The sequence below is a fragment of the Mycobacterium sp. NGS16 genome (assembly GCF_059813225.1).
Genome location: NZ_JCALEE010000002.1, coordinates 567,181 through 594,125, shown reverse-complemented (window position 1 = coordinate 594,125; position 26,945 = coordinate 567,181). Strand labels below are relative to the sequence as shown.

Genomic DNA, 26,945 nt, shown 5'->3' with positions numbered 1-26,945 from the left:
CCGATGGCCGACCCGGGGTGGGCAGCCCGTCCGCCGGAGGTCAACGACACACTGATCAAGACGGGCATGGGTGTCGCCACCATGCTGGCCAACGGGGCCGCTTGGACGGCGCTGGGCGCAGCCCACCATGCTTCTGGAATCGCCTCCGCGGTCAACACCGCGCTGACGTCGGTCGGATGGATCGGCGCCGGGTCGGCGGGTTCGGCGCTCAACGCGACTCTGCTGAACGTCGCCCTGCACGGCCTGGCCGGCTGGGTGGATATGAAGGCGCCGATCGTCGCGGCGGCGGTCGAGGCCTACCAGTTGGCCTTCGGAAGCATGCGCACCGCCCAGGAGTGCGAAGAGAACCGGATCGAGACCGCCACCGACTACGGCATCAACCCGTTGGTGCTCGGGGCCCTGACACCGCGCATCACCTCGCTTGAATTCGAATACTTCGGGTTGTTCTGGCCCAACAACGCCGCGGTGGGCGCCTCCTACGGGGCCACGCTGACCGCCTTGGCGTCCAGCCTGACCGTTCCCGCGCCGGTCGCCGGAATGGGTGCCTCGCCCGCCGCTCCCGCGGCAGCGGCCAGCGCCGTCGGCGAAGCGACCTCGCAGGTGGCGGCCGGCGGCGCCATGCGCGCCGCCTACACCGGCACCTCGATGGCGAGCAACGCGACCGGGCAGGGCGCGTCGGCGGCCCAAGGCATGAGCGGGCAGATGAGCTCCCTGCTCGGCCCGGTCCAGCAGGTCGGCTCGTCGCTGATGCAGGCGCCGCAGATGCTGACTCAGGTCCCGCAGACCATGATGGGCCCGATGCAGTCGATGATGGGCATGTTCATGAACCCGAGCATGTTCGGTGGCGCACTCAATTCCGTCGGGGCCGGCGGCGTTCCCGCCACCGCGATGTTGTCCAGCGCGACGGCCGCCCCCGGGGTGGGCGTCGGCGGAGGCGGCGTCGGTGGTGCCGGGGCACCGGTGTCGGCTTTCACCCGGCCGGTCAGCGCCTTCGAGTCCGGCGGCGGTCGCCCAGTGGGGCTACGGCCCAGTGGTGCTCTTGGTGCCGTGGAATCGCAGCGGGTGACGACGACCAGCGGCGGCGGGATGGGTGGAATGCCGATCGGACACGCCGCCGGAGCCGGCGCAAAGGGCCAGGGTGACCGTTCCTCCGAGCGGACCAACACCGTGCGAGTGGTTGATGACCGGGTGTGAGCTGGGCGTTCGCCGTCCACAGGGTGAATCGACACATTCCAGAGAAGCTCATACACTACCGCAAGGCACATCCCGCCGAACCCGGGGGGTTGTTTTACAACCAAGGAGGAATCGATGGCAGCCATTGTCGTCACGCCGGAACTGATGCGGAACACCGCGTCGAAGTTGTCGCAGCACATCGAACACGCCCAGGCGATCGCCAACCAGTACCTGGCTGACCACGAGAACATCCTGGGTGCCGGGACGTGGGACGGCGCGGGCTCCAAGGCCTCGTTTGCCACCGCCGCCCAGATCCATGAGGACATGCAAAAAGTCCTTATCGGCGGCACCCGCCTGACCGAGGGCCTCAACCAGGCCGCTGCCCTGATGGAATCCCACGAGTCCCACTCGGAGCACGCCTTCCACTCGCTGTTCGGCGGACAGTCCGCCTGAGCCCTCTTTGACCCCCCGTACTCGAAAGGACACCGATTCCAATGGATGGCATTACCTATAACCCCGGCCCCGTCGCCGACCAGGCGCACAGCGTGATCACCAGTGCCGGCACCCTCGATCAGATCCACGCTGACGCCCACCAGCTCACCCAGATGCTGACCGAGTACTTCGCCGGCCACGGCGCCACCGGCTTCTTCGAAGCCCAGGCACAGATGCTTTCGGGCCTGCAGGGCCTGATCGAGACCATCGGCCAGCACGGTTCGACCATCAGCTCCGTGCTGGAAGGGGCCATGCAGACCGACCAGACGATCAGCAGCCTCTTCTGACCACCACCGCGGGGCGCCGGATGTGCGTGCCCCGAGCGGTGTGGCGACAAAGCAGCGACGAGGTGGGGTGTCTGCGCGACCGGCGCAGGTGCCCCACTTCGCGCGTTGAACCGACACATCACCGGCAAGGCGAGGAGTGACGTGCTGACGACGAGCCTCGACGGGCTGTGGGTGCTGCAGGCGGTGACAGGGATTGAAACGCTCTGCCCGGAGCTGGGCCTGCGGCCGCTGCTGCCCCGGTTGGACACCGCCGAACGGGCCTTGCGCCATCCGATCGCCGAGGAGCTGACCGACATCGGCGCCCTGGACGACCAGGGCGAGGTGGATCCGATGATCCGGGAGTGGCTGACCGTGGTCATGCGCCGCGACGTCGCGCTGCTGCTGCAGCTGAACTTCCCCGGACGCCCCTACGGCGACCCGCAGCACATGACCCGGGTGTCGATCAGCCGGTTCGCCTCCTGGTGGGTCGTTTTGGAGCGGCACGACCAGGAGGTACGGCTGTACCCGGCCGGCACCGCGACCGATGAGGCCGCCGCGGGGGATCTGGTCGTCGGCCAGATCGAGCGGCTCTGCGGGGTCACCGACGCCGCCCCGCTGCGGCCGGTCACCCTGGACACCAAGGAGCTGCTCGAGCAGGTGCGGGACCCCGACAGCCTCCGCAGGTACCTGGCGGCTCAGCGGCTCGACATCGACCAGCAGCAGCTGGTGATGATGGCCGCCGACCCGGAGGTGTCCGGGCAGGCCAATATCGTCGCCCTCCAGACCGGTGCCGGGCCGGAGGAATTGGCCCGAATGGCCATTGGCGACACCGCGGTAATGATCTCCGATACTCCGGCAGGCCGGGTCTGCGTGGAGAACATCGACAACGGCGGCCGGCGCTACCAGATCGTCTCGCCCGGGACCCGCGCGGATGTCGCCAATGCGATCCTGCGGCTCATCCGCCGTCTTCCGGCCGGCGCGGAGTGGCATTCACACCGGCGGGTTGTGTAACAGTGAATTCAGCTGGCCGCCATTATCATGTATTACTGCCGGTAGTTAGAAACGCTGTAAACAAGGTATCGGCGACCGTGTTAACATCACGCACGTGACGAGCCCATGGAATAGCCCCAATATGCCTGACGAAGGCGCATCCGGGCGGCGGGATCCGGCAACCGGCCACCGCTACCGGGATTCCGTATCGGACTCCATGCGCATTTCCGACCTGGCGACACCACGCAAGATTCCGCCGGGCTCAGGCTGGCGCAAACTGGTGTATTTGGCGTCGGCAAAGGTGATTAATCCTGGTGAATCCCCCCGGGAACGTCATTACCGCGACCTGCGGAACAGAATTCGGCGGCACATCCGTAGGCAATATGTGATCACACTGGTGTCCGGAAAAGGCGGCACCGGCGTGACGACCATGGCCGCCTCCATCGGCAGCGTCTTCCGTGAATGCCGGCCGGAAAATGTGATCGCCATTGACGCCGTGCCCGGCTTCGGGACGCTGTCGGACCGCATCGATGAGCACCCGCCCGGTGACTACTCGGCCGTTCTCAGCGACACCGATGTACAGGGATATTCCGATATCCGCGAACACCTCGGGCAAAATGCCGTCGGCTTGGATGTGCTGGCCGGCAACCGCACCTCGGACCAGCTTCGCCCGCTCGTCCCGGCCATGTTCAGCGGGGTGTTGTCGCGGCTCCGCCGGACCCACAACGTCATCATCGTCGACACCGCCTCAGACTTGGAACACCCGGTGATGAAGCCGGTGCTGGAGAACACCGACACGCTGGTCTTCGTCTCCGGTATCACCGCCGACCGGTCGCGGCCGGTGCTGCGGGCGGTCGACTATCTGGCCGCCCAGGGCTATCACGAGCTGGTGTCACGGGCGACGGTGATCCTGAACCACTCCTCCCCCATCGAGGACAGCGCGGCGGTCGCCTATCTGACCGAGCGGTTCAGCAAAACCGGCGCCACCGTGGAAGTAATGCCCTACGACGCCCATCTGGCTAAAGGCGGCATCATCGACGTCCACAATGAGGTCAAGAAACGGACGCGGCTGCGGTTATTTGAAATAACCGCCGGCTTGGCCGATAAATACGTGCCGGACACTGAAAGGTAGTCCCGGGTGACTAATCCGACACCGGCTAAAGTCGCGTTTCCGGCACGCTGTGCGGTCAGCCTGGCCTACGACAAACACCTCGTGTCGCAGGTCTTCCCGGCCGGAATTCCGGTCGAGGAATTCTTCGAGGGCATGGTCGAACTGCTCGACGAGGATTTGAAGCATCACGGCTTTGACGGCGTCGCTCTGCCGCCGGGGAGTTACGAACTGCATAAAGTCAACGGGGTGCGGCTGGATATCACCCGCAGCCTCGACGACCTCGGTGTGCAGGACGGCGACACCCTGGTTCTGGTGCCGGTGGTCGGCGGTGACTCGTTCGAACCGCAATACGAGTCGCTGTCGAGTGCGTTGGCCGCAACGGCCCGCCGACTCGGCACGCAACCCGAGATTCAGTGCGCCGAGTGCGGACACAAAGCCGACGAGCAGACCGTCACCCGATTGCTCAATGTGCGGGTTGATCGGATGTTCGCACCGGTCACGGCGGTGACCGCGGCGCACACCGCGATCGGGCTGCTGGCAATGGCGGTCGTCGTGCTCTTCGCGCTGGCGGTGCGTGCCCGCACGTTCAGCGACAGTTGGCCACCCGCCGCGGTTTTGGCCGGTCTCGGCGGACTGCTGACCCTCGGTGCCGCGGTGGTCCGCCGGAACTGGCCCGCACGTGACGACCTGTTCAGCGGATTCGGCTGGCTGGCAGTGATGGCGCTCTCCGGCGCGGCGCTGTGCGCGGCCCCCGGGCCGTTGGGCGCACCCCACCTGTTGATCGGCGTGACGGTCCTGGCCATAGGCGCCATCGCACTCAGCGTTCTGTTGCGGTCGCAGACCGCGGTGGCCACCGCGGTCGTCACGGCAAGCGGGATCGGCGGGGCGGTGGCGTCGGTGCGGATGTGGCATCCGGTGTCCCCCCAGGTGATCGGCATCTGCATGCTGCTCGGCCTGCTGATGCTGGTGCGCATGTCACCGACGATCGCGCTGTGGGTCGCGCGGGTGCGGCCACCGTACTTCGGCTCGATCACCGGGCGGGATCTGTTCGCCCGTCGCGCCAACATGCCGATCGACACCGTCTCCCCCGTCGCCCCCGAGGACGGCGAGGACGACGAGGACGACTTGGTCGACATCTCGGCACGAGGGGCGGCGATCGCGGCGTCGGCACGGCTGATCAACGCGGTACAGGTCGGCATGTGCGTGGCGGTCGCAACGGCGCTGCCGATCGCGGTGTGGATGGTGCTGGCCCCGGGCTCGACCCACGAGCGCGGCGCGGTGGCACTGTGTGGGCTGGTCGCCGGACTGTTCATCACCCAGGGCCGTGGGTTCGCCGGCCGGGTGCAGGCGATCGCCCTGGTCGGCGGGGCGTGCGCAGCGGTGCTCGTCGGGATCACCAAGTACGCGCTGGCGGCCCCCGGTTACACCGCAGGCGGCTTTTTGTGGCCGGCCGCGGCTGTGGCGGTCTTCGCCGGGCTCGGTCTGGCCGCGGGTCTGCTGGTTCCGGAGACGAAATTCGTCCCCTGGATCCGGCTGGCCGTCGAATGGCTCGAAGTGCTGGCTTTCATCGTGGTGGGGGTGCTCGGCGCCTGGTTGGGAGGACTGTTCGTGTGGGTGCGCAACTGAGTCGGCTGCGCACCCGGGCCGGGGCACTGACGGCCGTGGTGCTGCTGGCGGGCCTCGCGGACATTCCTCCGATGGCCCGGGCGATCGAACCTCCCACGGTGGATCCTGCGCTCGCGCCCGCCGACGGGCCGCCCGGCCCCGACCAGCCGATGCGCCGCTCGAACTCCTGCAGCGTCCCGATCACGGTCAGCAACCCCGACGTGGCCCAGCTAGCGCCCGGCTTCGACATGCTCGGCATCGCCGCGGCGTGGCAGTACTCCACCGGCAACGGCGTACCGGTGGCGGTCATCGACACCGGGGTCACACCGAACCCGCGGTTGCCGGCCATCGCCGGCGGCGACTACATCATGGGGGGAGCCGAGGGCCTGGGCGGGCTGCAGGACTGCGACGCCCACGGCACGATCGCCGCATCGATCATCGCCGCGGCCCCGCTCGGGGTGCTGCCGATGCCCCGACCGATGCCGGAGGTCCCGGCCTTCCCAGCACCGGCCGGGCCGCCCCCCAGCATCGCCGAACCGCCGCCGCCCGCTGACATTCCGGGCCCTCCGGCGCCTCCGCCAGTTCCGACACCGGTGACCATCACCCAGGTCGCACCACCACCGCCGCCACCGCCACCCCCTCCTCCCGAGGAACCTGGCGTGGCACCGGCTTCGGGTCCGCCGGATCCGCAGACCGAGGAGGAGCCCGCCGTGCCGCCGCCCCCGCCGGGCGCCCCGGACGGCGTCGTCGGGGTTGCGCCGCACGCGCGGATCATCTCGATCCGGCAGTCCTCCCGGGCGTTCGAGCCGGTCAACCCGCAACGGTTCAGCTACGACGACGAGCGGGTCAAGGCGGGCACGCTGGCCACCCTGGCCCGAGCCGTCGTCCATGCCGCCGACATGGGCGCCAAGGTCATCAATATCTCAGTGACCTCCTGTGTTCAGGTGGCGGCCGCGCTCGACCAGCGCGCCCTGGGCGCGGCGCTGTGGTACGCGTCGACGGTCAAGGACGCGGTGATCGTCACCGCCGCCGGCAATGTCGGCGAAGCCGGCTGCGCCAACAACCCGATGTACGACCCGCTGAACCCCAGCGACCCCCGGGATTGGAACCAGGTCAAGGTGATCTCCAGCCCGTCGTGGTTCTCCGACTACGTCTTGTCCGTCGGCGGGGTAGACGCCACCGGCGCACCGATCGACAAGAGCATGTCCGGGCCCTGGGTGGGCGTGGCCGCGCCCGCCACCCACATCATGGGGCTGTCGCCGCAGGGTGGGGGACCGGTCAACGCGTACCCGCCGGCCCGGGTGGGCGACAAGAACATGCCGTTCTGGGGCACCAGCTTCTCCGCGGCCTACGTCAGTGGCGTTGCCGCTCTGGTGCGGGCAAAATATCCCCAGCTCACCGCGCACCAAGTGATCAACCGGATCGTGCAGACCGCGCACAATCCGCCGGCGGGCGTGGACAACCGGGTGGGGTACGGGCTGGTCGACCCGGTGGCGGCGTTGACGTTCAACGTGCCGCCGGGTGAGCCGGTGGCGCCGGGGTCACAGAGCCGCGTCATCACGCCGGCGCCGCCGCCGCCACCGCCGGATCATCGCGCCCGGACCGTTGCCCTCGGGTTCCTCGGCGTGATCGCCGCCGCTGTGCTGACCGCCGCCGTCACCGCCCGGATCCGAAGGGCCCGCAAATGAGCCAGGACCAGGTGCGGCTCACCGGGTTCAGCGCCTCGAGCAACCGGCGGCTGCTGTGCGCCCTGGCCGTCGCCCTGTGCGGTCTGGCCGGCTGGGCGCTGGGCGGTCTGATCGGTGTCGCGGTCGCGCTACCGCTGGCGGTGCTGCTGGTGCTGGTGCCCTGGTGGGGCCAGCCGGCCTGGTCATGGGCGCTGCTGCGGCTGCGACGACGGCCGACGGCGGGCTGGGCCGAGCCGATCACGGTGGCCAACAACCGAGCCGGCGGCGGCGTCCGGATCTCCGACGGCGTGGCGGTAGTGGCAGTGCACCTGCTGGGCCGCGCCCACGCCGCCACCGTCGCCACCGGATCGGTGAACGTCGAGACCGACAATGTCATCGACGTCGCCGCCCTGCTGCCGATGCTGCGGCATGCGCTCGGGCTGGTGCTGGACTCGATGAGCGTGATCAGCATCGGGGCCCGCCGCGCCACCACCGGCGACTATCCGCGGGTCTACGACACCGAGATCGGCACACCGCCCTACGCCGGCCAACGCGAGACCTGGCTGCTGCTGCGGTTGCGGGTCATCGACAACACCGCCGCGCTGCGTTGGCGCACCACCCTGGGTGCCACCGCGGTGGGCGTCGCCCAGCGGATCGCCGGCCTGCTGCGCTGCGAGGGACTGCGCGCGCGGGTCGCCACGGCCAGTGATCTGGCCGAACTGGACCGCCGGCTCGGTGCTGCCTTGCTGCTGGCCGACGCCGAGCGCTGGAAGACGCTGCGCTCCGAGGGCGGCTGGGTGACGACCTACGCCTACCCGGCCGGCGCGATCAGCGCGCAACTACTGGCCCAAGTCTGGACCCTGCCCGTCGACGAGGTGGTCCAGAACATCACGATTTTCCCGGATGCCACGTGCACGGTCACCGTCACGCTGCAGACGCCGCAGCCGGCGCCCACTCCCCCGGCGGTGGTGCTGCGGCGGCTCAACGGCGAGCAGGCCGCCGCCGTCGAAGCCAACATGTGCGTTCCGCGGCCGCGGCTGCGGGGGCTGCGGCCGGGGCCGCTGCCCGAGAGCCTGCCCGTCGAGATCGGCCCCTCCGGCGTCCTGGTCGGAAAGCTGGCCAACGGCGATCGGCTGATGGTTCCGCTGACCGACTCCGGTGAGTTGAGCCGGGTGTTCATCGCCGCCGAAGACCTCATCGCGAAGCGGATCATCATCCGTGCCGCCGGGGCCGGGGAGCGGGTATGCGTACACACCCGGGACAAGGCGCGCTGGGCCAGCGTCCGGATGCCCGAAGTATCGCTGGTCAGCGAGTCCAGGCCGACGCCGCGTACCACGGTCAGCGTGGTCGACGGACCGATCGCCCCGTCACCGCGTCCGGCTACCGTCATCACGGTGGCACCGCCCGGTACGCCTCCCCCGCCGCCGGACGCGGTCGAGGTGTGCATCGAGCAGATCGACCGGACCGCGGTACGGGTTGCCGCGGCCGGAAAATCGTGGCTGGCTACGGTGGAGTTGTTCCGGGCGGAAAACCGGTACTGCAGCCCGGAGGCGCTGGCGCCGATGTCGTCACGATGACACCGCGCCGGATCGACAGACAGCCGGACAACCCGTACATGCGACAGAGGACGACAGACATTGAGTGACTTGCTGGCGGCCCGACGGCACTTCGACCGGGCCATGGTGAGCATGGACGGGCGGTACGGCTACCCCGACTCCTCCCCAGAAGCGCTCGCCGAGTTCGTGGCGGCAACCGAAGCCGATCCCTCAATGGCCGACGCCTGGCTGGGCCGCATCGCCTGCGGTGACACCGCACTGGACACGCTCAAGCGGCTGTACGCCAACAGCGACTGGCTGCACAAGGAGACCACCCGGCTGGGCCGTCACCTGGCCGCCCAGATCCCCTTGGGGCCGTATCTGTCGATCACGGTGACCGATGCCTCGCATGTCGGGTTGGCGTTGGCGTCGGCGCTGACGGTGGCCGGTGAATACGAGCGCGCCGACACCCTGTTGGCCGACAAGGGTCTGCTGGACAGTTGGATCAACCACCAGTGGCACCAACTGGCCCGTGCCTACCTGATGTTCGTCACGCAGCGGTGGCCGGATCTGCTGACCGTCGCCGCCGAGGAGCTGCCCGAACGGGCGATCGTCATGCCCGCGGTCACCGCGTCGATCTGCGCACTGGCCGCCTACGCGGCTGCGCACCTCGGGCAGGGCCGGGTGGCATTGGACTGGCTGGATCGGGTGGACATCGCCGGGCAGGCCCGCTCCTCCGAACGGTTCTCCGCCGGCGTGTTGACCGCGTCGATCAACCCCGGCGAAATCCCCTTGCTGGCCGCGGATCTGGCCTACGTACGCGGGATGGTGCACCGCCAGCTCGGTGAGGAGGACAAGGCGCAGGTCTGGTTGTCCAAGGCCGCCATCAACGGTGTGCTGACCGAGCCGGCCAAAGCCGCGCTGGCCGAGCCGAATCTGCGCCTGGTGGTCACCGAGGAACAGATCATCAACAGCCGCACCGACCGCTGGGATGCCGACACGGCGAAAAGCCGGGCCGAACTCGACGAAGACAACGCGCTGGACCGCCGCGCCGAGCTGCTCGCGCAAGGCCGCGCCGAGCTGGAGAAGCAGGTCGGGCTGGCCGAGGTGAAACGCGCGGTGAAGGCCCTGGAGGACCAGCTTGAGATCCGGGCCATGCGTCTGGAACACGGCCTGCCGGTGGAGGGCCAGACCAATCACATGCTGCTGGTCGGCCCGCCCGGCACCGGTAAGACCACCACCGCCGAGGCGCTGGGCAAGATCTACGCGGGAATGGGCATCGTCCGCAATCCGGAGATCACCGAGGTGCGCCGCTCGGATTTCTGTGGCGAGCACATCGGCTCGTCGGGCCCGAAGACCAACGAATTGATCGAAAAGGCTTTGGGCGGAATCCTTTTCATGGACGAGTTCTATTCGTTGGTGGAACGCCACCAGGACGGAACCCCGGACATGATCGGCATGGAGGCCGTCAACCAGCTGCTGATCGCGCTGGAGAAGCACCGCTTCGATTTCTGCTTCCTTGCCGCCGGATATGAGGACCAGGTCGACGAATTCCTGACCGTCAACCCCGGTCTGGCGAGCCGGTTCAACCGCAAGATCCGGTTCGAGTCCTACTCCCCCGAGGAGATCGTCGAGATCGGTGAGCGGTACGGCTCCAGCCGGGCCACCGAACTGAATCCGGAAGCGCGACAGCGGTTCCTGGACATGGCGACCACGATTCGCGCCTATGTCAGCCCGCGCGGCGAGCACGGCATCAACATCATGCATAACGGCCGGTTCGCCCGCAACGTGATCGAGGAAGCCGAACTGGCCCGCGACACCCGGGTGGCCGCTCAGAAGCGTGCCGGCCACGAGGTGACGGTCGAGGACCTCAAGACCATCACCGCCGCCGACATCGACACCGCGGTACGCGCCGTGTGCGACACCAAACGCGAGATGGCCGCGATCAGCTGGTAGGGCGCACTCAGACCGGGCCGGTACCGTACCTGGCCGCGAAATCGGACTCGGCCTCTTCACGCAGCGCGGTGAAGACGAGGTTGAGCCGATCCGCCAGTTCGCTGTTGGTGTAGTCGCTCACCACACACGGGTGCAGCGTCAATTCCAGCAGTCGACCGTCCGAATTCGCGACGGCGCGGACGTCTCCGAGATCGACGCTGTAGGTGGTGTTCTCGGCCTCGGCGACCAGAGCTTCCCATTTCTCGGCGGCTTCACGAAGGTCCCGCAATACGGCCTCAACGAGGTCCTTGTCGCTGAGTTCCGCGCGGCTGTCCGGCCCCGACATTGGCTAAGTATGTCGAGCCGGTATGAGTAGCGTCAATTCATCATCGCCGTTAGTTCTGCGGATCCCACTGGCCGGCTGGCGGTGCGCTGAGCGCCCTGAACCAGCTGTAGTGGTAATTGGCCGAGACCGTGTCGCCCGTGGCAATGCCTTCGGTGGCGGCCAGCAGCATGCAGTTCAGCACCACGGCGGTATCGGCGTCGGGATACTGCGCCAACAACTGGTAGCGCATGGTGTCCAGATGTACCCGGAGGAGGTCGATTTCGGCGTCGACCACACCGGTTCCGGCGGATCCGGCTTTCGCCAGGGTGTTCGCCATACGCGGCAACCCGTCACGCCAGTGGGTGGCGTCGCTGAGCTGCCAGCCCAGATCGTCGATGGGCGCCAGCTCGCGGGGCTGCACCGACGCGTCCGTCGCACCGAAGTCACTTGCCCAGCCGAGCCGGTCGCCAGGGCTGTAGGAGGCCGATTCTGTCGGGGTGCCCAGCATCGCGGTGGCGGTCCCGGCCCGCCGGCCCGGCTCCAGCAGCCGCACCCCAGCCGGTAGCTCGATCCCAGACGGGATCCACCCGTGGGCGATATCGGTGACCAGCAGCGTTGTTCCGTCGGCGAAGGTGCCGATGGCCCACCGCAGGGCGGGCTCCTGGCGGGCCACGAAGGCCAACAGGCGCTGCAACCGCTGCTCGCTGGACTCGGTGACCGCGGCGAGTGGGGGCGGGGGCGGGGGTGACGGCGCCGCGGCCGGTTCAGGGGCCGGCTCGGGGGCCGCCGGAATGACAGCGGTCAGGTCTTCCTGTGCTTCGGCCAGCGGTAGCGCGACGGGTTCCGGGGCGACGAACGGCTCCTCGGCCCGAACGACCGGTTCGACCGGCGGCGCGATGGGCGGCCCGGCGGGGCGGGCAACGGGCTCGGCGGGGAATGCGGCGGTCGGCGGCTCGTCCTCGACGCTGTCGATGACCAACGGATCCGGCCGGAACGGCGCGACGGCCGGGGCCGGTTCCACCACGTCCAACACCTCGGCGGCCTCGGGAACCGGCGGAGGGGGCGCCGGCGGCCCGGGCAGCACCTCCGGCACCGGCGGCGGGGGAGCCACTTCGGCCGGCGCCGGGGTCGGCGTACTCGGGGTCGGCAGATCGAGGGGGGGCTCGGCGACGTCCGGTTCGGGCATCCGGTGGCGCGCCCTTCCGGCGGGCCGGTTAGCGCTCTGCCGGGGCGGCTCGGGCGCGTCGAACTCCTCTGGTTCGGGCGGGCTCGGTGGACTTGGCGGTGCGGGCGGGACCTGTTCAACCGGCTCGACGGGCCGCGGTGCCGCATCAAGGCTGAGGTATTCGGTGCGGAACTCCAGAGCTTCCTTGTGAAGTTGCCGAACCGTCGACTCCACCCGCAGGACCGCGAATGCCCTGGCAACGTTGATGACCCTGGCCTCGGCGGTCTGTCGCGCCTGCCCGGTAAGGTCGGATCGGCGGATCGCGTACAACTTCTCGTTCGCCGAGTGCGCAATGCGCTGTAGATCCGCGTTCAGGTAGTCGGCAAGCGGGGCGGTCTCCGGGGTGATCGTGGCCAATTCGGCCGGCCACAGACCGCCGAGCACCCAGGCACTACAGTCGACCGGAGCGCTGAAGGCCGGGATCGCCAGTGATTCCCGAGCCGCGCTCCGCAGGCGCTGGCGCGCCGACCGTCGACCGAAGATTGCCACCGCGCAAGCCTACCGTTGCCGCCGTGCCGCCCCGACGCTATTTCGTCGCCCCCGCGAACCCGCGGTGCACACCGGCAGCCGGTCATCCACAGCCGCTGCGCGCCGTGAATTGTCAGTCCCACAGCAGGTCGGTAGCGTGCAGACCATGGCCGATGTCGGGTCACCCGCAACAGGGTGTGCAGCGCAGCTGAGCGAAGTGCTCGCCCTGTTGGCCCGCGCCCGGAACCTGTTCGGGGACATGGTGGTTGATCCTCCCACCGATATTGCACCCCGGGCCGATGCCGCCGGGCGCTGGGTGGTCTAACGTCCGATGCCGTCACCGGCCTGATGGCCGGCGTGCAGCTGGTGGTTCAGCAGGCGCTCGGTGGCCACCCGCAGCTCCTCGTTGGTCGGCACCGCTGCTGAAGGGACGTGCCCGCCCGTGACGATCTCGGCGCGGATCTCCAACGCCGCCTTGAGAAACGACACGTCCGCAGTCAAGATGATGGCCTCGGCCAACCGATGGGCGTCGGCCGACATGGCCGCCTCACTCAGCACCACGCTGTGCAGATAGCCGCCGCGGCAGGACCGGAACAGCACATCACCGCTCGGATGGGTGGTATCGAACGCCGGATTCGGTTCAGTCATCAGCGCCCGTCGGTGAGGTGCCGGAAGGCCGCGGCGGAGTCGTCTTCATGCTTGTTCCACGTTGCCACAGCCCGGTTCAGATTGTCCGACACTTGCGAATGCTCGCTCGACTGATCGTCGTAGCAGTTCTTGCGGGCGTCGAGCAACGAGCCGGCCGCCTGGCGAAAGTCGCCGTAGATCGGGCCGAGCGCATTCAGGGTCGTCCGGATCCCCTCGTGGGATGCCGCGACGGTGGCCAGGTAATCCGAAGCCTGCTGGTGGTTCCCGGCGGCGTTGGTCAGAACCGCCTGATCGACGTGGATCTTCTCTGGCATCTCCTACCTCCCTGGCTAATCGACGATGACGGGTGGAACGCGGATTTTCAAGCTCGCGGGCCTCGCAAAAGCCCGGCCGGCCGGGTCGGGGCCGGTTCACCGGTCCCGGTGTGGTCCTCGATTCGCAGATGTTGCCAGCCCAGGAATCCGGGACCGCGCAAGTTAGCGGCGAGGTGGAGCTGTCCGTCGAGCAGTGCCCTGCCGTCCCCGACGGCCACCGCATGGCGGTCGGTGAACACCCCGATGTCACCGGGCCGCAGCCGGGCTTGGTCGACCGGTGCCGTCACCGGGATGCCGGGCGGTGGAATGTCAATCCCCTGACGGCGGAACGCCTCTGCGACGGGCGTTCCGTCGGCGGCGGCCTGCATCGCCGCAGCCAGTCGCGGATCGGCGATGGCGGTCGTCGCACCGTCGGGCAGCGTCACGGTGACGGGGCCGTCGTCGTGCAGGGTTTCCGGCAGGCTGTCGTCATCGGTCTCGTCATCCTCGGCTGCGGCGGTGTCGTCGGCCGGCGACATCTGCTCCGGTTCGACCTCATCGTCGGCGGGTGCATCGCCGCCGACCGGGCCGAATGGCAGTCCGGCAGTCGGAAACCCGGCAGGCATGGCAGCAGGCATCGCGCCGAATCCCGGGCCCTCACCGCCGAGGCCGGGGACTGTCGGCATCGCCGGCGCCTCCGCCGTCCGCTCCGGTGACAGTAGGTAATCCGCCTCCGCTTCGTCTTCCGGAAGCGGATCGAGGTAGGGGTCCTCATCGCCACCCGGCGCGGAGCGAAGCAATGCCGGATCGTCGTCAGGGTCCGGCGCACGCCCGACCGGCGCCGGCGTTTCACGGTCGGTCTGAGTGGCATACAGTGCCGTCAACGCGGTGGCCAGCGCCTGTTTGGAGATGTCGTCATCGTTGGCCTCTTCGACCACTTGGATGATCGCGGCGAGTTTGGCGATCAAGAACCGCTGGAACTCCCGGGCGCCGGCGGCGGTGCTCAGGTCCCAGGCTTGGGCGGCGCCGACGATCTCGATCTGCAGATTGTCCAGTCGCCGACGGCCCTCCAGGGTGGTCTTGTGCGCGTGCTGGAGCGCTTCGATGATCTGCCGATCGAACTCCGCGGTCGCCGACAGCTGCTGCGCCAGTGCGGCTTCGGCGGTCTTCATCGCTTGCACCGCACGCCCCTGCTGTTCTTGGACCGCCGCCGCCTGAGCCGGTTGCAGTCCGTCGAGGATGCGGGCGAAACCCGCCTCGGGAAGGGGCAGGGTCAGCGCCGCCTGCGCCATGCGCGTCGCATCGCCCGCGCCGCCGGCCCGTTCGATCCGGTGGATCGCGTCGAGCACATCGTCGCGGGACGTCATGTCCTCAGCCCAACACCGGTGCGACAGGCCGCTGTTCAGGTACTGACCGCTCCATGGCCGGTGACTGTACAGATGCCGCGGTGCGCCGACAATTCACCCGCCGGACCGGTGTGGACAGGGCGGTCACGGCACCGGGCGCCGAATCGCCACGTGCGCGCCCAGCGGGCTGATCTGGACACTCGCTCCGGCATGCGGCGCTTCGACCACCATGTTGCCGCCGATTGCCAGCTGGACGTGACCGGTGCTGGGGAAGACCAGATCGCCAGGGCGAATAGCGGAGCGCGGCACCGGGATTCCGTCGTGGATCTGGGTGTACGTGGTGCGCGACAGCGGCACACCGGCTTGCTTATAGGCCCACTGGGTCAGCCCCGAGCAGTCGAATCGGTCCGGGCCTGTGGCACCCCACACGTAGGGCCTCCCGAGCCGCGACAACGCGGCGCGGACCGCCAACCCGGCACGAGTGTTGGGTAGCCGCAACTGATTCAAGTTCGGCGTCCGGCCCCGTGTCCGGTAGCGGAGTCGTCGCAGCCCTGCTCGATGTGCCTGTGCGCGGTGTCGGGCCAGCAGCACGTGGGCTCGTTGGGCACGCAACCGTGCTGCTCGTCGGCGCATCGCCTCACGCTGTGCCAGCGGGGTATCGGCGACGACGGCCGAGTCGGCACGGGCCGCCGCCACGACACCCTTGGTCTGCTGTCCGGCCCGGGCATGGTCGGCGACTGCGGCGGCAAGCAGGGCCGTTGCGGCGGCATCGGTGCGGGCGTTGGTCAGCAACCGGTTGCGCTGGGCGAGCACCGCCTGCCGGTAACGCTCATGGCCCGGGCCGGTATCCAACTGCGCGGTTCGTTCGAGCAGATCGACATAACGATCCAGCCGCGCATCCAAGGACACCGGCTGCGGGTGGGCCGCGAACAGCCGGTAGGCACGGTTCAGTACCTCGACATCGCCGTCGGTCATGGTTGCCTCTCTCCCTCGGCGAACGCGCGCACCCGGGCTAGCGCGCCCGGGGGGATGACGCCCTTGTTGCGGATGTCCCACATCTCCTCGACGCTCACACCGAGCAGCGACGCGATCACTGGCTCGGGCAGCGACGACCGCGCGCACGCCTCATCGAACCGGGCGGTCAAGCTGGTCGGCATACGCTGCAGCAGCTCGGCGCGGGTGGCCTCCAGGGCCTGCAGGTGCGCCATGAGCCGGCCGGCATGATCCGCGCCCGCGTTCACGGCGACGCGCCAGGAACTCGCCGCCAGCATCTCCGCCTTCACGCACTGCGCGATCACGGAAAGAATATACGTCTCGTATTCGTCTGATGTTTCCGACGGCAGTCGAGCGATCACCGAACGCAACGCGTCGAGCTGCGCCTCGGCGAATCCCTCCAGCACTTCGGTGTCGCTGTGGCGGTCGACGACAACGGTTCCGGCGGGCCGTGCGGGCGTCATCCGGGGTCCGCTCGTGGACATCAGCTGCGCCAGTTCGGCGTCGGGATCTTCGGCAACCAAGAGCCGGGAATAGGTGCCCGGCGGTAAGCCGAGACCATTTTCGACCTTCTGAACAGTGCTTTTGTGGGGTTTACGGGCGCCGCGCTCCAAGTAGCTCAAGCCCATGATGCTGACGCCGGTGGCGGCGGCAAGCTCGGCCAGCGACCAGTCCCGCGCCTCACGCAGTGCCCGAATGGCCGCGCCCGCCGATTCGCGGCTCATCGTTGCGCCCCGACCATGTCCGGATACTACACAGCCTCGGCCATCTCTACTTACATATATGTTTTTATCCCCTTTCGCTTGCGCTAGCCCCCTTCAGGTGTATACGTTTCTATCTACGTTATTCGCTCTGTTTCCACAAGGAGGCTGTCCCATGGAACCGCCCTGCTCCACGAACCCGGAACTGTGGTTCGGCTACCCCGACGCCGACGGGGCCGACGGGGCCGCCAAGGCCCGGGCCTACGAACAGTCCTCGATCGAGGCGCGGCTGCTGTGCCTGCGCCGCTGCCCGCTGGCACAACAGCGCCAGTGCGCCGCTCTCGCCGTCGAACGCAGCGAGGAATACGGGGTGTGGGCCGGCGTGAAGCTTCCCGGCGGCCAGTACCGCAAGCGCGCGGAACTCGCCCGTGCCCACGCCACCCTGCGGGCGATCGCCGCCGGGGAGATCAACGCGCGCGAGCTGCCCGACAACCAGACGCTGCTGGCCAACCACGAAGGTGAGCAGCTGCCGGTGACAGCTGCGGTGTTTCACCTGCCCTCCGGCGGGATCGGCTCCCCCACTGCGGCGTGAGCGGTAGTGTCACCGGCGCGGCTTGGTGCACGGCGCGGAGGTGGACGGTGTGAGCAACCTGGAGACCGACTCTGCTGAATTCGCCTGTGCCGCAGGCCCGGCCGACGGCATTGAGGTACTGCACCCGCGCGAGGTGCCGCTGGGCGGCCCGCGTGCCATGCGGGTGCGCCGCACCTTGCCGCAGCGGCAGCGCTCGCTGATCGGCGCCTGGTGCTTCATCGACCACTACGGGCCCCATGACATCGGCCGTGATGGCGGCATGGACGTGCCGCCCCACCCGCACACCGGGCTGCAGACGGCGACCTGGCTGTTCAGCGGGCTGGTCGAACACCGCGACAGCGCCGGCGTGCACGCGCTGGTGCGCCCTGGCGAGCTGAACCTGATGACGGCGGGTGCGGGCATCTGTCATTCGGAGGTCTCCGTCGACGCGCCGATCCTGCACGGCGTGCAGCTGTGGGTGGCGCTGCCGGACTCCGCGCGCTTCACCGGGCGTGCCTTCAACCACTTTGTCCCCGAACCGGTTTCGTTGCCCGGCGGCACGGCGCAGGTGTTTCTCGGCGAGCTGGCCGGCCGCCGCTCCCCCGTGCCGTCCTTCACTCCCCTGCTCGGCGCCCAAGTCGACCTGGACCCCCGCAGCGAACTCGTGCTCGACGTCGATCCCGCGTTCGAGCACGGCGTGCTGTGTGACCGGGGCGCGGTCACCCTGGGCGGGGCCGCTGTCGGTGTGGGCGCGGTGGGCTACCAGGGGCCAGGTCGAAAGGTGTTGCCGCTGCGCAATACCGGTGACTTTCCCGCCCGGGTGCTGCTACTGGGCGGGGTGCCGTTCGGCGAGGAGTTGGTGCTGTGGTGGAACCTCATCGGCCGCAGCCATGAGGAGGTCGCCGAGTTCCGGCGGCAGTGGCAAGACGGCGACGAACGCTTCGGTGCGGTCACCGGTTACCGGGGCCGGCTGGGTCGGCTGCCCGCCCCGCCCCTGCCGCCGGTGCGGCTGCGGCCGCGGCCGGCGCGCGGTGGCTAGGTGAGGAACGGCTTCAGGAAGGCCCGTCGCCGACGCGACCAGCAGCCCGTGGCTGTGATCACAGCGCTGCACACTGTCAACGTCGTTCCCGCTGACCGCCCGCGCTACGGCGTCAGCAGCACCTTGACCACATCCCCGGAGCGGGCGGCCACAGCCCGGTAGGCGTCGGCCGCCGCATCCAGCGGCATCTCGGTGGTGAAGATGCCGTCCACCGAGAGCCGGCCGGACTGCAGCAGCGGAATCAGCTGCGGCCAGGTCTGCTGCACCGGGGCGGTGGTCATCCGCAACGTGATGCTGCGCACCAGCGCCGGCAACGCCGGGAACGGAAATGGCGCCAAGTCATGTACTCCCACCACTGACACCGTTCCGCCGGCCCGCACCGCGGTGAGCGCATCCGACATCGTCACATCGGAGCCGACGGCGTCGATCACCGCGTCCACCCCGCGCCCGCCGGTCAGCTCCATCGCCGCGGCAGTCGCCGACGGCTGCGCCGGGGTGATCCCCATGGCCACCACCCGTTCGCGGCGCTGCGGCACCGGGTCGACGCCGAGAACCGTTGCCGCGCCGAGGAACAGCGCGCTACGCGCCGCGCACAGCCCCACTGCCCCCAGCCCGATGACGGCCACGGTGCCGCCCACTGGAATGTCGGCGCGTAACGCCGCCGCCCAGCCGGTGGCGAGGTTGTCGGTGAGCAGCAGGGCTTCTTCGTCGCATAGCCCGTCGGGGATGCGGGCGAGCTGAAAGTCGGCTCCCGGCACCGCCAGCAGCTCCGACTGCGCACCGCCGAGGGCGCCCGAGCCGAAGATCAACGGACCCGAATGGCAGCGGATCGGGTCCCGGGTGGCGCACCCGGCGCAGTGCCCACAGCCGGCCACCGAGGACACCATCACCCGGTCACCGACGCGCACCGAGGCCACCTCGGGGCCGACCTCGACGACGGTGCCGATCGCCTCGTGGCCCAGCGGTACCGGGTCGACGATGGGGTAGTCACCCTCGTAAAAGTGCAGATCCGAGCCGCAGATCGCGGTCGCGGTCACCGCGACCACAGCACCGTCGGCGCCGGGCAACACCGGCTCGGGGCGAGTGTCGACCCGGATCGATCCGGGCGCATCGATTACCACACTGCGCATGGGGTCATCCTTCAGCTAGGGCTTGCACTTTGCCGAGCACATCGGGGTAGCGCTTCAGATGCGCGCCGCCGTTGATGTCGAAGGCGGACCCGGTGATCCAGGCGGCGCGCTCGGAGGTCAAGAACTCCACCGCGTCGGCGATGTCGCGGGGCACTCCGGCCCGCCCGAGCGGGGTGTTCTCCAGGTATTCATCGGTCAGCCCAGGCACCATCGCCAGCCCGGCGACCAGGGGAGTGTCGACCAGACCGGGGGAGACCGCGTTCACCCGGATGCCGCGGGCGGCCAGCTCCAGGGCGGCCACCTGGATGAGCATGTTCACCCCGGCCTTGGCGCTGCAGTAGGCGGCCATCGCGGTCCCGGGCTGCCGGCCGTTGAGCGAGGAGACCGCGACGATGCTGCCGCCGTCTTGCAGGGCCCGGGCCGCGTGCTTGATCACCAGCATGGTGCCGGTCAGGCAGACATCGATGGTGGCCTGCCAGCCGGCCAGTTCGATGTCGGGGATGGCGCCGATGATCGACATTCCCGCGCAGCTGACCACGGTGTGCAGCGGTCCGGCCGCGCAGGCGGCCGCAAACGCCGCGGCGACGCTGTCCTCGTCGGTGACGTCGGCGGCCACGGCGCTGGCCGATTCGCCGATCTCGGCCGCCCGCTGCTGGGCTGCTTCGGCGTTGATGTCGGCGATCACCACGTGGTCACCGCGCGCGGCCAAGGCGTGCGCGGTGGCCAGGCCGATTCCCGAGGCGCCGCCGACGATCAGCGCGACGGGGGCGCGCCCGGTCATGCGGGTGATCCCGTCGCCGCAAGGTATGCGCGTTGTCGGTCGGGGCGCACCCACAGGGGGTCCGCGCCGACCTCGCTGCCCTCGGCGACCAGCACCCGTTTGAGGATCTTGTTGGTCGCCGTCGCGGGCAGCTGCGCCATCAGCCGGACGTAACGGGGCCACGCCTTGGGGGACAGGTCCTCTTGGGCGGCAAGGAAATCGGTGAACTCGTCCTGGGTCAGTCCGGCGTCGTCGCGCAACACCAGCGCGGCCATCACCTGGTCGCCGACGTTACCGTCGGGCACCGCATACACCGCGGCCTGGTTGATGTCGGGATGCCGCATCAGGATGCGTTCGATCGGCGCGGCCGCGAGGTTCTCCCCGTCGACCCGCATCCAGTCGGCGGTGCGCCCGGCCAGGTAGATCCAGCCGTCGGCATCGGCGTAGGCCAGGTCACCCGACCAGTACATGCCGCCGCGCATCCGTTCCGCGGTGGCGGCCTCGTTGTTGTAGTAGCCCGAGAAGAAGCCGGCGCCGGTCGTGTTGACCAGTTCCCCGATCGCCTCGTCGGGGTTGGTCAGCATCCCGTGTTCGTCGAAGATCGCGGGCGCGCATTCGGCGACGGGATCGCTGTGGTAGATCGCTACCCCGGGAAACCCGCGGCCCACCGAGCCGGGCGGGGTGCCCTCGTCGCGGGTGATGGTGACGGCGTTCTCGGTGGAGCCGAAGGCGTCGACGACCTGGACGCCGAACCGCCGGGCGAACTCGCCGATGTCGCGTTCGGAGGCTTCGTTGCCGAAGGCGACCCGCAGCGGGTTGTCGGCGTCGTCGGACTGCTCGGGGTGGGCCAACACGTAGGCCAGCGGCTTGCCGACGTAGTTCATGTACGTGGCGCCGTAGCCCCGGACGTCGGCGAGGAAGCGCGAGGCGGAGAACTTGGCCGGGGCCATCGCCGCGCCGGCGGCGACCGCGGGCCCGAAGCCGGCGGCGATCGCGTTGGAGTGGAACAACGGCATGGACAGGTAGACGACGTCGTCGGAGCCCAGGCCGAACCGTTCGGTGAGGGCTTGCCCGGCGACCAGCACCATCAGGTGGTTGACCAGCACGGCTTTCGGGTCGCCGCTGGTGCCGGAGGTGAAGATCAGCATGAACGGGTCGCTCGCTTGCACCTGCCGGTGCGGGGTCAGCTCGCCGGCGCCGTCGCACGTCTGCTGCCAGGCCGCGTCGTCGACATCGATGACGGCGACGCCGGTCAGGTCGACGCCCTGCAGCAGCGGGCGGTGTTCGGCGTCGACCAGCAGGATCTGCACGTCGGCGGTGCGCAGGTCGGCGGCCAGCGCCGAACCACGCCGGGTGTCGTTGACCCCGCAGAGCACGTAGCCACCGAGCGCGGCGCCGGCCACCGCGGTGAGCATCGCCGGTGTGTTGCCCAAGAGTGCACCGACGTGCATCGGGCGGTCGGTATCGGCGCGGGCGAGCACCGCGGCGGCATGGCGGGCCGCGCGGGCGATGTATTCGCGCCAGCTCCAGCGGAGCTGCCCGCCGCGGGCATCGTTGTAGAGCACTGCCGGCCCGTCGGCGTCTGCGCGTTCGGTAAGCAGTTGCTGCATCGTCTCGGCCATCGCGCCCTCCTAACCCGTGACGGTAGCGGTCGGTACGGCCAGATGCCTGGCCAAAAAGGCGATCTGGTGATCGACGACGTGGTCGAACCAGTCGCCGCCGGCGAAGACGTCGAAGTGGTCGCACGGATAGTGCCGGACTTCGGCGCGGGCGGCGAACGCCGCCTTCGCCGCGGCCTGCGGGGGAGCACCGCGGTCGAAGTCGGCGATCTGCACCAGCATCGGGCAGCGGATCGCCGCGGCGTGCTTGGCGGCCGGGCGGTAGCCGCCCAACTGCAGGCCGACTCCGGCGTCGACCTCGTTGCGCCAGGTGGGCCCGGCCATCGCGAGGTAGGCCTCGTAGTAGCCCTCGGCGGTCAGCGTGGCCAGCTCACCGGGCCGGCCCACCAGTGGGATCGTCGCGGGCCCGCGGCCTGCCCGCTGGGCCAGCGCACTGCGCCAGCCGGTCAGCGTCGAGCGCAGCAACGTCGACGGTCGGTGGTGCGGCAGCGCCGCGACGGCGGCGGCCGGTCCGCTGACGAGCGGGGTCAGCGCGACGGCGGCCGCCACGCCGGGCGTGGTGGCGGCCACCTCGAAGACGTGCCCACCGGCCAGCGAGACGCCCCATACCACCAGCCGCTGCGGATCGACACCGGGCCGGCGTGCCGCCGCGGTGCAGGCCGCGCGAAAGTCGGCGAGCTGTTCTTTGATCGAAAACCGTTGTCGCGGCTGGCCGTCGGATGCTCCGAAATAGCGGTAGTCGAAGGCGAAGGCGGCGAAGCCGGCGGCGCTCAGTCGTTCGGCAAACGGGATCAGTCCCGAGTCGACGGTGCCGCCGAAGCCGTGCCCGAGCACCACCACCGGAGCCCCGTCGCCGTCGTTGCGCCCCGCGGCGGCCGGGAAGAACCGGCCGACACAGCTGGTGCCGCCGCTGTCGAAACGGACCGTGTTCACGCAGATGCTCCCATCGTGTGCACCCCCGCCCAGGCCGGCGCGCCGAGTTCGGCGGCCCGCCGCGCGCCGCGCGGGATCTCAGCGGTGCGCAGGTCGTGTTCGTAGAGGAAGTAATCGAGTTGCTGGGTGTGCCGGGGCCGGTCGAGCATGTGGCCGGTGTACTTACGCATGTCGGCCTCGATCACCCGGCGCATCTCGGTGACCGGCGGCAGCCGGTAGCGGCCGGCGGCATAGGCGCCGATCAGCCGGGCCTGGGCCTCCACGAACGGAAACAGCGTCGGGGTGGCTTGGGCGAATCCGGCGAACACCAGGTCGTCGATGCCGGGGTAGAAGATCCGCTTGTACAGGTCGATCCGGTTGTCCGGTGCGCTGATGAACTCCGGGTCGAAGAACGGGAAGGTGATGTTGTAGCCGGTGGCGTAGATGATGACGTCGTACGGGCCGCTGGTGCCGTCGGTGAAATGCACTCTGTCGCCGTCTAATCGGCTGATGTTGGGCTTGGCGATGACGTCGCCGGATCCCAGTCGCAACGGCAACTCCACCGATTGGGTGGGGTGTGCCTCGAAGAACTTGTGGTTGGGTGTCGGCAGCCCGAGGTCCTCGGGTTGGCCGGCGATGAGCGGCTGGGCCCACTGGGCGAACTTGCGCTGCCAGGAGTACGGCAGGTAGGGGCTGGTGCGGTAGTACTTGTCGGCGGGCTTGCCGGCCAGGTATTTCGGCACGATCCAGGCGCCCGAGCGCGTTGACAAGGTCAGCTCGTTGTCGAGCGCCTTCGACGACAGTTCCACGGCGATGTCGGCGGCGCTGTTGCCCAGGCCGACGACCAGGATGCGCTTGCCGGTGAACTCCAGCGGTGTCTTGGGGTCGATGTAGTGGTGCGCGTGCAGGGTCTGCCCGCTGAATTCGCCGGGGAAGTCGGGGTAGCGCGGGTCCCAGTGGTGGCCGTTGGCGACCACCAACAGGTCGAAGCGGCGGCGCTGGCCGCCGGCCAGTTCCAGCTCCCACCCACCGCCGGGCAGCCGCTGGGCGTGGGCGACCTCGGTGTCGAACTCGATGTGGCGTTTGAGCGCGAAGGCCTCGGCGTAGGACTCCAGGTACTCCTTGACCAGCGTGTGGTGCAGGAAGTCCGGGTAGTGGGCAGGCATCGGAAAGTCTTTGAAAGACAGCTGGTGCTTGGAGGTGTCGATGTGCAGCGACCGGTAGGCACTGGAATGCCCGTTGGGATTGCCGAACGCCCAATTGCCCCCGATCCGGTCGGACGATTCAAAGCAGGTGTAGTCGATCGCGTAGTCCGACAACATCTTTCCGGCGGTCAGGCCGCTGATGCCGGCGCCGATGATCGCGGTGCGAGGTGCGGACACGGGTGAACCTCCGGCGTCGGGGGAGTAGACAGGTTCGGACGAAGTGTCTACCTAATGGGTGGCAATAGTACACAGATCTTCGAATCTGTCTACTCCCTTGTTAGGCTTGCCGGCCAGGAGGTGCCTCGTGGACGCAAAGCCGGGATCGGTGTCGTCGACAACCGATCGGCTGCTGGACGCGACCGAGCAGTTGTTGGCCGACAAGGGGATCCGGGCGACGACGATGATCGACGTCGCCGAGCGCGCCGGGGTGTCCCGCGCCTGGCTGTACCGGAACTTCCCGGACAAGCCCTCGCTGGTCGGCGCCGCGATCATCCGGCTCATCGAGACCAGTTGGGCGCAATCGCGCGCCGAGCTCTCGACGCTGCCCGGTTTCGAGGAGCAGCTGGTAGCCGGCGTGCAGATCGGCCGCCGCGCCTACGACGATCCGGGCACGCTGCTGATGCGGCTGCGCACCGCGGAACCGGAGGAGTTCACCGCGTGTGCCGGAGCCGGGGTACGTGGCCTGGTTCCCGACCTTGCGGCGTTCTGGTATCCGTTTTTGGAGACGGCCGCCGCCGCCGGGGACATCCACCGCGACACCGACTTGCCGGAGGCCAGCGAGTGGATTGCCCGGGTGATGATCAGCCTGGGCAGCGTCCCGGGCAATCACATCGATCCCGACGACCCGGCGGCGGTGCGACGGCATCTGCGCCGGTACGTGCTGCCGGGGCTGCGGCAGGCGCCGGGGGCGGGTCCCTAGCGCTGGGCGCCTGGTGCAGCCCGTTTCCGCAACCGGCCCAGCAAACAGAAAACCCCGGCCGAAGAAGGCCGGGGTGCTGCCGAACAAAAATTGTGGGCGAAGGGGGACTTGAACCCCCACGTCCCGAAGGACACTGGCACCTGAAGCCAGCGCGTCTGCCATTCCGCCACTCGCCCGAGCGACCGGGGGAGCCTATCACGGCTCCCGACGGGTGCTTCCGACCCGGTTCGGTATCCGCAGCCCACCGTAGCGCAGGCTGCCGTGACCCCTTCGTGACCTGCTCTTATCCGATTCTCCGCCGGACAAGGGTGCCGCGGCGGCATACCGGGTCGATACCATGTCCAGGGCGGATGCAGCGCAGCGACACGCCGCAGCGACGCGTCCCCCGGCACGACGATTTGACGGCGGCGAGTGAGGCGGCAGCGGATGGACAGCCAGCGCGGGCTGGTTCAGCGCATCGAGCGCAGGCTCGAATCCGCCGTGGAGGATGCGATGGCCAGGGTCTTCGGCGGGGCCGTCGTCCCCGAGGAGGTCGAGGCCGCGCTGCGGCGGGAGGCCGCCGCGGGGGTGCGGGCGTTGGCCGGAAATCAGCTTTTGGCACCGAACGAATACGTCATTACCCTCGGTGTGGACGACTACGACAATGTGGGCGCCGACCAGGGTTTGACGTCGAAGGCCTTCGCCCGGCATTTAGCGGGATATATCGGCGAGCAGGGGTGGCAAACGTATGGTGATGTGGTTGTCCGGTTCGAACAGTCACCGAGTCTGCGTACCGGTCAGGTTCGCACGCGGGGAGCTGTCAATCCGGACGCCCGCCCCCACCAGACGGTCAGTGAATCCCGCCCGCCACAATCAGATCATGCGTTTACCGCAGAATCAGGAGTGCCACCGATGACCGAAAACCCGAGCTACCGCGGCGCCCACGGGCAACAGGACCGTCCCGGCGACGACTATTACGACCCGCGTTACGGCCGCCCGGCCGACGACGCCCGCGGCGGTCAGGACCCTCGTGGCCACTACGCCCCGGAGCCCGAGCCCTACCAGCAGGACCAGCGCGTCGGCGCCTACCCCGAGGGCCCGGGCGGCCAGGGCGGCCCGGGTGGCTATGCCCCGCCGCGGCGGCCCGAGCAGGGCGGCTACCCCGAGCAGGGCGGCTACCCCGAGCAGGGCGGCTACCCCGAGCAGGGCGGCTACCCCGAGCAGGGTGGCTACCCCGACCACGGCGGCTACCCCGGCGGCCAGGGCGGCGGTTACCCGCAGTCCTACGAGCAGCGCCCGCCGAGCGGTTATGGCGCCCCCACCGGCTACGAACCGGGCTACCCGCACCAGCAGCCTCCGCCGGCATACCCGGGCGGCGGCGGCCAGCACGGGTACGGCGACTACGAGCGCCCCCCGGTCCGCCACGACGACTACTCCCAGCCGGGGGCCTACCCCGAGGCCCAGCCCGAGCAGCGCCCCTCCTACCCGGACCAGGGCGGTTACGACCAGGGCGCGCCGTCGTACGGCCGGCAGGACTACGGCCAGCCCGACTACCGCTACGGCGAGCAGGGCGCCCCGGCCGGCTACGACTACGGCCAGCAGGGCGGCTACGGCGAATCGCAAGCGGGCTACGACTACGGTCAGCCCCCGGCGCCGGGCGGCTATGACGCTCCGGGCGGCGGCTACGGCCAGCGCGCCTACTCGGCTCCGACCACGGTCACCTTGCAGCTCGACGACGGCAGTGGCCGGACCTACCAGCTGCACGAGGGCACCAACGTGGTGGGTCGCGGCCAGGACGCCCAGTTCCGGCTGCCGGACACCGGGGTGTCACGCCGTCACCTCGAGATTCGCTGGGACGGGCGGGTGGCTCTGCTGTCCGACCTCAACTCCACCAACGGCACCACGGTGAACAACGCCCCCGTCCAGGAATGGCAGTTGGCCGACGGCGACGTGATCCGGCTCGGTCACTCCGAAATCATCGTCCGGGTTCACTAGGGACAACCGGAGCCACGCCGCCTGGTAGATAGCGAAGCGCTCC

At 69.3% G+C, this 26,945-nt stretch carries 25 protein-coding genes and 1 tRNA gene; 13 read left to right on the top strand and 13 right to left on the bottom strand.

Going from position 1 to position 26,945, the window contains the following annotated elements; genetic code table 11:
* The first annotated feature begins 3 nt into the window (after positions 1-3).
* The 9 genes from AC5Y4Q_RS08470 to eccA all read left to right on the top strand — a co-directional run bounded on the left by AC5Y4Q_RS08470 (position 4) and on the right by eccA (position 10,795).
* Positions 4-1,194 carry a PPE domain-containing protein gene (locus AC5Y4Q_RS08470; protein WP_064924316.1) on the top strand — a complete coding sequence of 397 codons (1,191 nt, stop codon included), beginning with the start codon at positions 4-6 and terminating at the stop codon, positions 1,192-1,194.
* Positions 1,195-1,308: 114 nt separating this feature from the next.
* Entirely contained in the window at positions 1,309-1,626 is a 318-nt protein-coding gene (locus AC5Y4Q_RS08465) for a WXG100 family type VII secretion target (RefSeq protein WP_064924315.1), read from the top strand.
* Positions 1,627-1,667: 41 nt separating this feature from the next.
* A complete protein-coding gene (locus AC5Y4Q_RS08460) occupies positions 1,668-1,952 on the top strand; it encodes a WXG100 family type VII secretion target (protein WP_064924314.1) in 285 nt (94 codons plus the stop codon).
* 141 nt (positions 1,953-2,093) lie between these two features.
* Positions 2,094-2,942 carry an ESX secretion-associated protein EspG gene (locus AC5Y4Q_RS08455; protein ID WP_064924313.1) on the top strand — a complete coding sequence of 283 codons (849 nt, stop codon included), beginning with the start codon at positions 2,094-2,096 and terminating at the stop codon, positions 2,940-2,942.
* A 94-nt stretch (positions 2,943-3,036) separates the two neighbouring features.
* Complete coding sequence (locus AC5Y4Q_RS08450) at positions 3,037-4,053, top strand: MinD/ParA family ATP-binding protein (protein ID WP_109535787.1); 1,017 nt, start codon at positions 3,037-3,039, stop codon at positions 4,051-4,053.
* Positions 4,054-4,059: 6 nt separating this feature from the next.
* Positions 4,060-5,658 carry a type VII secretion integral membrane protein EccD gene (gene eccD, locus AC5Y4Q_RS08445; protein ID WP_082952793.1) on the top strand — a complete coding sequence of 533 codons (1,599 nt, stop codon included), beginning with the start codon at positions 4,060-4,062 and terminating at the stop codon, positions 5,656-5,658.
* Positions 5,643-7,325 carry a type VII secretion-associated serine protease mycosin gene (mycP, locus tag AC5Y4Q_RS08440; protein WP_064924311.1) on the top strand — a complete coding sequence of 561 codons (1,683 nt, stop codon included), beginning with the start codon at positions 5,643-5,645 and terminating at the stop codon, positions 7,323-7,325. The genes eccD and mycP overlap by 16 nt, the downstream gene beginning before the upstream one ends.
* Complete coding sequence (eccE, locus tag AC5Y4Q_RS08435) at positions 7,322-8,881, top strand: type VII secretion protein EccE (protein ID WP_064924310.1); 1,560 nt, start codon at positions 7,322-7,324, stop codon at positions 8,879-8,881. Before mycP ends, eccE begins: the two co-directional genes overlap by 4 nt.
* Positions 8,882-8,983: 102 nt before the next feature.
* Complete coding sequence (eccA, locus tag AC5Y4Q_RS08430) at positions 8,984-10,795, top strand: type VII secretion AAA-ATPase EccA (RefSeq protein WP_064924309.1); 1,812 nt, start codon at positions 8,984-8,986, stop codon at positions 10,793-10,795.
* A gap of 7 nt (positions 10,796-10,802) precedes the next feature.
* On the opposite strand, the gene AC5Y4Q_RS08425 is transcribed toward eccA, so the two are convergent.
* The 7 genes from AC5Y4Q_RS08425 to AC5Y4Q_RS08395 all read right to left on the bottom strand — a co-directional run bounded on the left by AC5Y4Q_RS08425 (position 10,803) and on the right by AC5Y4Q_RS08395 (position 16,797).
* Complete coding sequence (locus AC5Y4Q_RS08425; protein ID WP_064924308.1) at positions 10,803-11,120, bottom strand: DUF2710 family protein; 318 nt, start codon at positions 11,118-11,120, stop codon at positions 10,803-10,805.
* 49 nt (positions 11,121-11,169) lie between these two features.
* Positions 11,170-12,813 (bottom strand): DUF5631 domain-containing protein, encoded by a 1,644-nt coding sequence (locus tag AC5Y4Q_RS08420; RefSeq protein ID WP_499958632.1) that lies wholly within the window; start codon positions 12,811-12,813, stop codon positions 11,170-11,172.
* A 300-nt stretch (positions 12,814-13,113) separates the two neighbouring features.
* Positions 13,114-13,440, bottom strand: coding sequence for a DUF2694 family protein (locus AC5Y4Q_RS08415; RefSeq protein WP_065018832.1), 327 nt, complete (start codon positions 13,438-13,440; stop codon positions 13,114-13,116).
* Positions 13,440-13,754, bottom strand: coding sequence for a type VII secretion target (locus tag AC5Y4Q_RS08410; RefSeq protein ID WP_064921873.1), 315 nt, complete (start codon positions 13,752-13,754; stop codon positions 13,440-13,442). Before AC5Y4Q_RS08410 ends, AC5Y4Q_RS08415 begins: the two co-directional genes overlap by 1 nt.
* A 47-nt stretch (positions 13,755-13,801) precedes the next feature.
* A complete protein-coding gene (locus AC5Y4Q_RS08405; RefSeq protein ID WP_499958629.1) occupies positions 13,802-15,100 on the bottom strand; it encodes a DUF4226 domain-containing protein in 1,299 nt (432 codons plus the stop codon).
* A gap of 123 nt (positions 15,101-15,223) precedes the next feature.
* The gene (locus AC5Y4Q_RS08400; protein WP_499958627.1) at positions 15,224-16,054 is read right to left on the bottom strand and encodes a C40 family peptidase; all 831 of its coding nucleotides are present in this window, start codon (positions 16,052-16,054) and stop codon (positions 15,224-15,226) included.
* A complete protein-coding gene (locus tag AC5Y4Q_RS08395; protein WP_064921871.1) occupies positions 16,051-16,797 on the bottom strand; it encodes a helix-turn-helix domain-containing protein in 747 nt (248 codons plus the stop codon). Before AC5Y4Q_RS08395 ends, AC5Y4Q_RS08400 begins: the two co-directional genes overlap by 4 nt.
* 151 nt (positions 16,798-16,948) lie before the next feature.
* Here AC5Y4Q_RS08395 and AC5Y4Q_RS08390 point away from each other — a divergent pair, with 151 nt between their 5' ends.
* Both AC5Y4Q_RS08390 and AC5Y4Q_RS08385 read left to right on the top strand, forming a co-directional pair.
* Entirely contained in the window at positions 16,949-17,365 is a 417-nt protein-coding gene (locus tag AC5Y4Q_RS08390) for a WhiB family transcriptional regulator (protein ID WP_499958625.1), read from the top strand.
* A 49-nt stretch (positions 17,366-17,414) separates the two neighbouring features.
* A complete protein-coding gene (locus AC5Y4Q_RS08385) occupies positions 17,415-18,383 on the top strand; it encodes a pirin family protein (protein WP_499958623.1) in 969 nt (322 codons plus the stop codon).
* A gap of 104 nt (positions 18,384-18,487) precedes the next feature.
* Here the strand turns inward: AC5Y4Q_RS08385 and AC5Y4Q_RS08380 are convergent, their stop codons facing one another.
* The 5 genes from AC5Y4Q_RS08380 to AC5Y4Q_RS08360 are packed head-to-tail and all read right to left on the bottom strand — an operon-like array spanning position 18,488 to position 24,186.
* Positions 18,488-19,513 carry a zinc-binding dehydrogenase gene (locus AC5Y4Q_RS08380; protein ID WP_064921869.1) on the bottom strand — a complete coding sequence of 342 codons (1,026 nt, stop codon included), beginning with the start codon at positions 19,511-19,513 and terminating at the stop codon, positions 18,488-18,490.
* Positions 19,514-19,517: 4 nt separating this feature from the next.
* The gene (locus tag AC5Y4Q_RS08375) at positions 19,518-20,294 is read right to left on the bottom strand and encodes an SDR family NAD(P)-dependent oxidoreductase (protein WP_185746613.1); all 777 of its coding nucleotides are present in this window, start codon (positions 20,292-20,294) and stop codon (positions 19,518-19,520) included.
* Complete coding sequence (gene fadD1, locus AC5Y4Q_RS08370) at positions 20,291-21,895, bottom strand: fatty-acid--CoA ligase FadD1 (protein ID WP_499958620.1); 1,605 nt, start codon at positions 21,893-21,895, stop codon at positions 20,291-20,293. The genes AC5Y4Q_RS08375 and fadD1 overlap by 4 nt, the downstream gene beginning before the upstream one ends.
* Before the next feature lie 9 nt (positions 21,896-21,904).
* On the bottom strand, positions 21,905-22,825 hold the full coding sequence (locus AC5Y4Q_RS08365) for an alpha/beta hydrolase (protein ID WP_064921867.1): 921 nt from the start codon (positions 22,823-22,825) through the stop codon (positions 21,905-21,907).
* Positions 22,822-24,186, bottom strand: a complete 1,365-nt coding sequence (locus tag AC5Y4Q_RS08360) for a flavin-containing monooxygenase (protein ID WP_064921866.1) — start codon at positions 24,184-24,186, stop codon at positions 22,822-22,824. The genes AC5Y4Q_RS08365 and AC5Y4Q_RS08360 overlap by 4 nt, the downstream gene beginning before the upstream one ends.
* A gap of 127 nt (positions 24,187-24,313) precedes the next feature.
* Between AC5Y4Q_RS08360 and AC5Y4Q_RS08355 the strand changes: the two genes are divergently transcribed.
* Entirely contained in the window at positions 24,314-24,928 is a 615-nt protein-coding gene (locus AC5Y4Q_RS08355) for a TetR/AcrR family transcriptional regulator (RefSeq protein WP_064921865.1), read from the top strand.
* Between the two features lie 93 nt (positions 24,929-25,021).
* Here AC5Y4Q_RS08355 and AC5Y4Q_RS08350 read toward each other — a convergent pair.
* Positions 25,022-25,104 (bottom strand) — tRNA-Leu (locus AC5Y4Q_RS08350).
* A gap of 250 nt (positions 25,105-25,354) precedes the next feature.
* Between AC5Y4Q_RS08350 and AC5Y4Q_RS08345 the strand changes: the two genes are divergently transcribed.
* Positions 25,355-26,902: an FHA domain-containing protein gene (locus AC5Y4Q_RS08345; RefSeq protein WP_499958616.1), complete on the top strand. Its 1,548-nt coding sequence runs from the start codon at positions 25,355-25,357 to the stop codon at positions 26,900-26,902.
* Positions 26,903-26,945 lie beyond the last annotated feature (43 nt).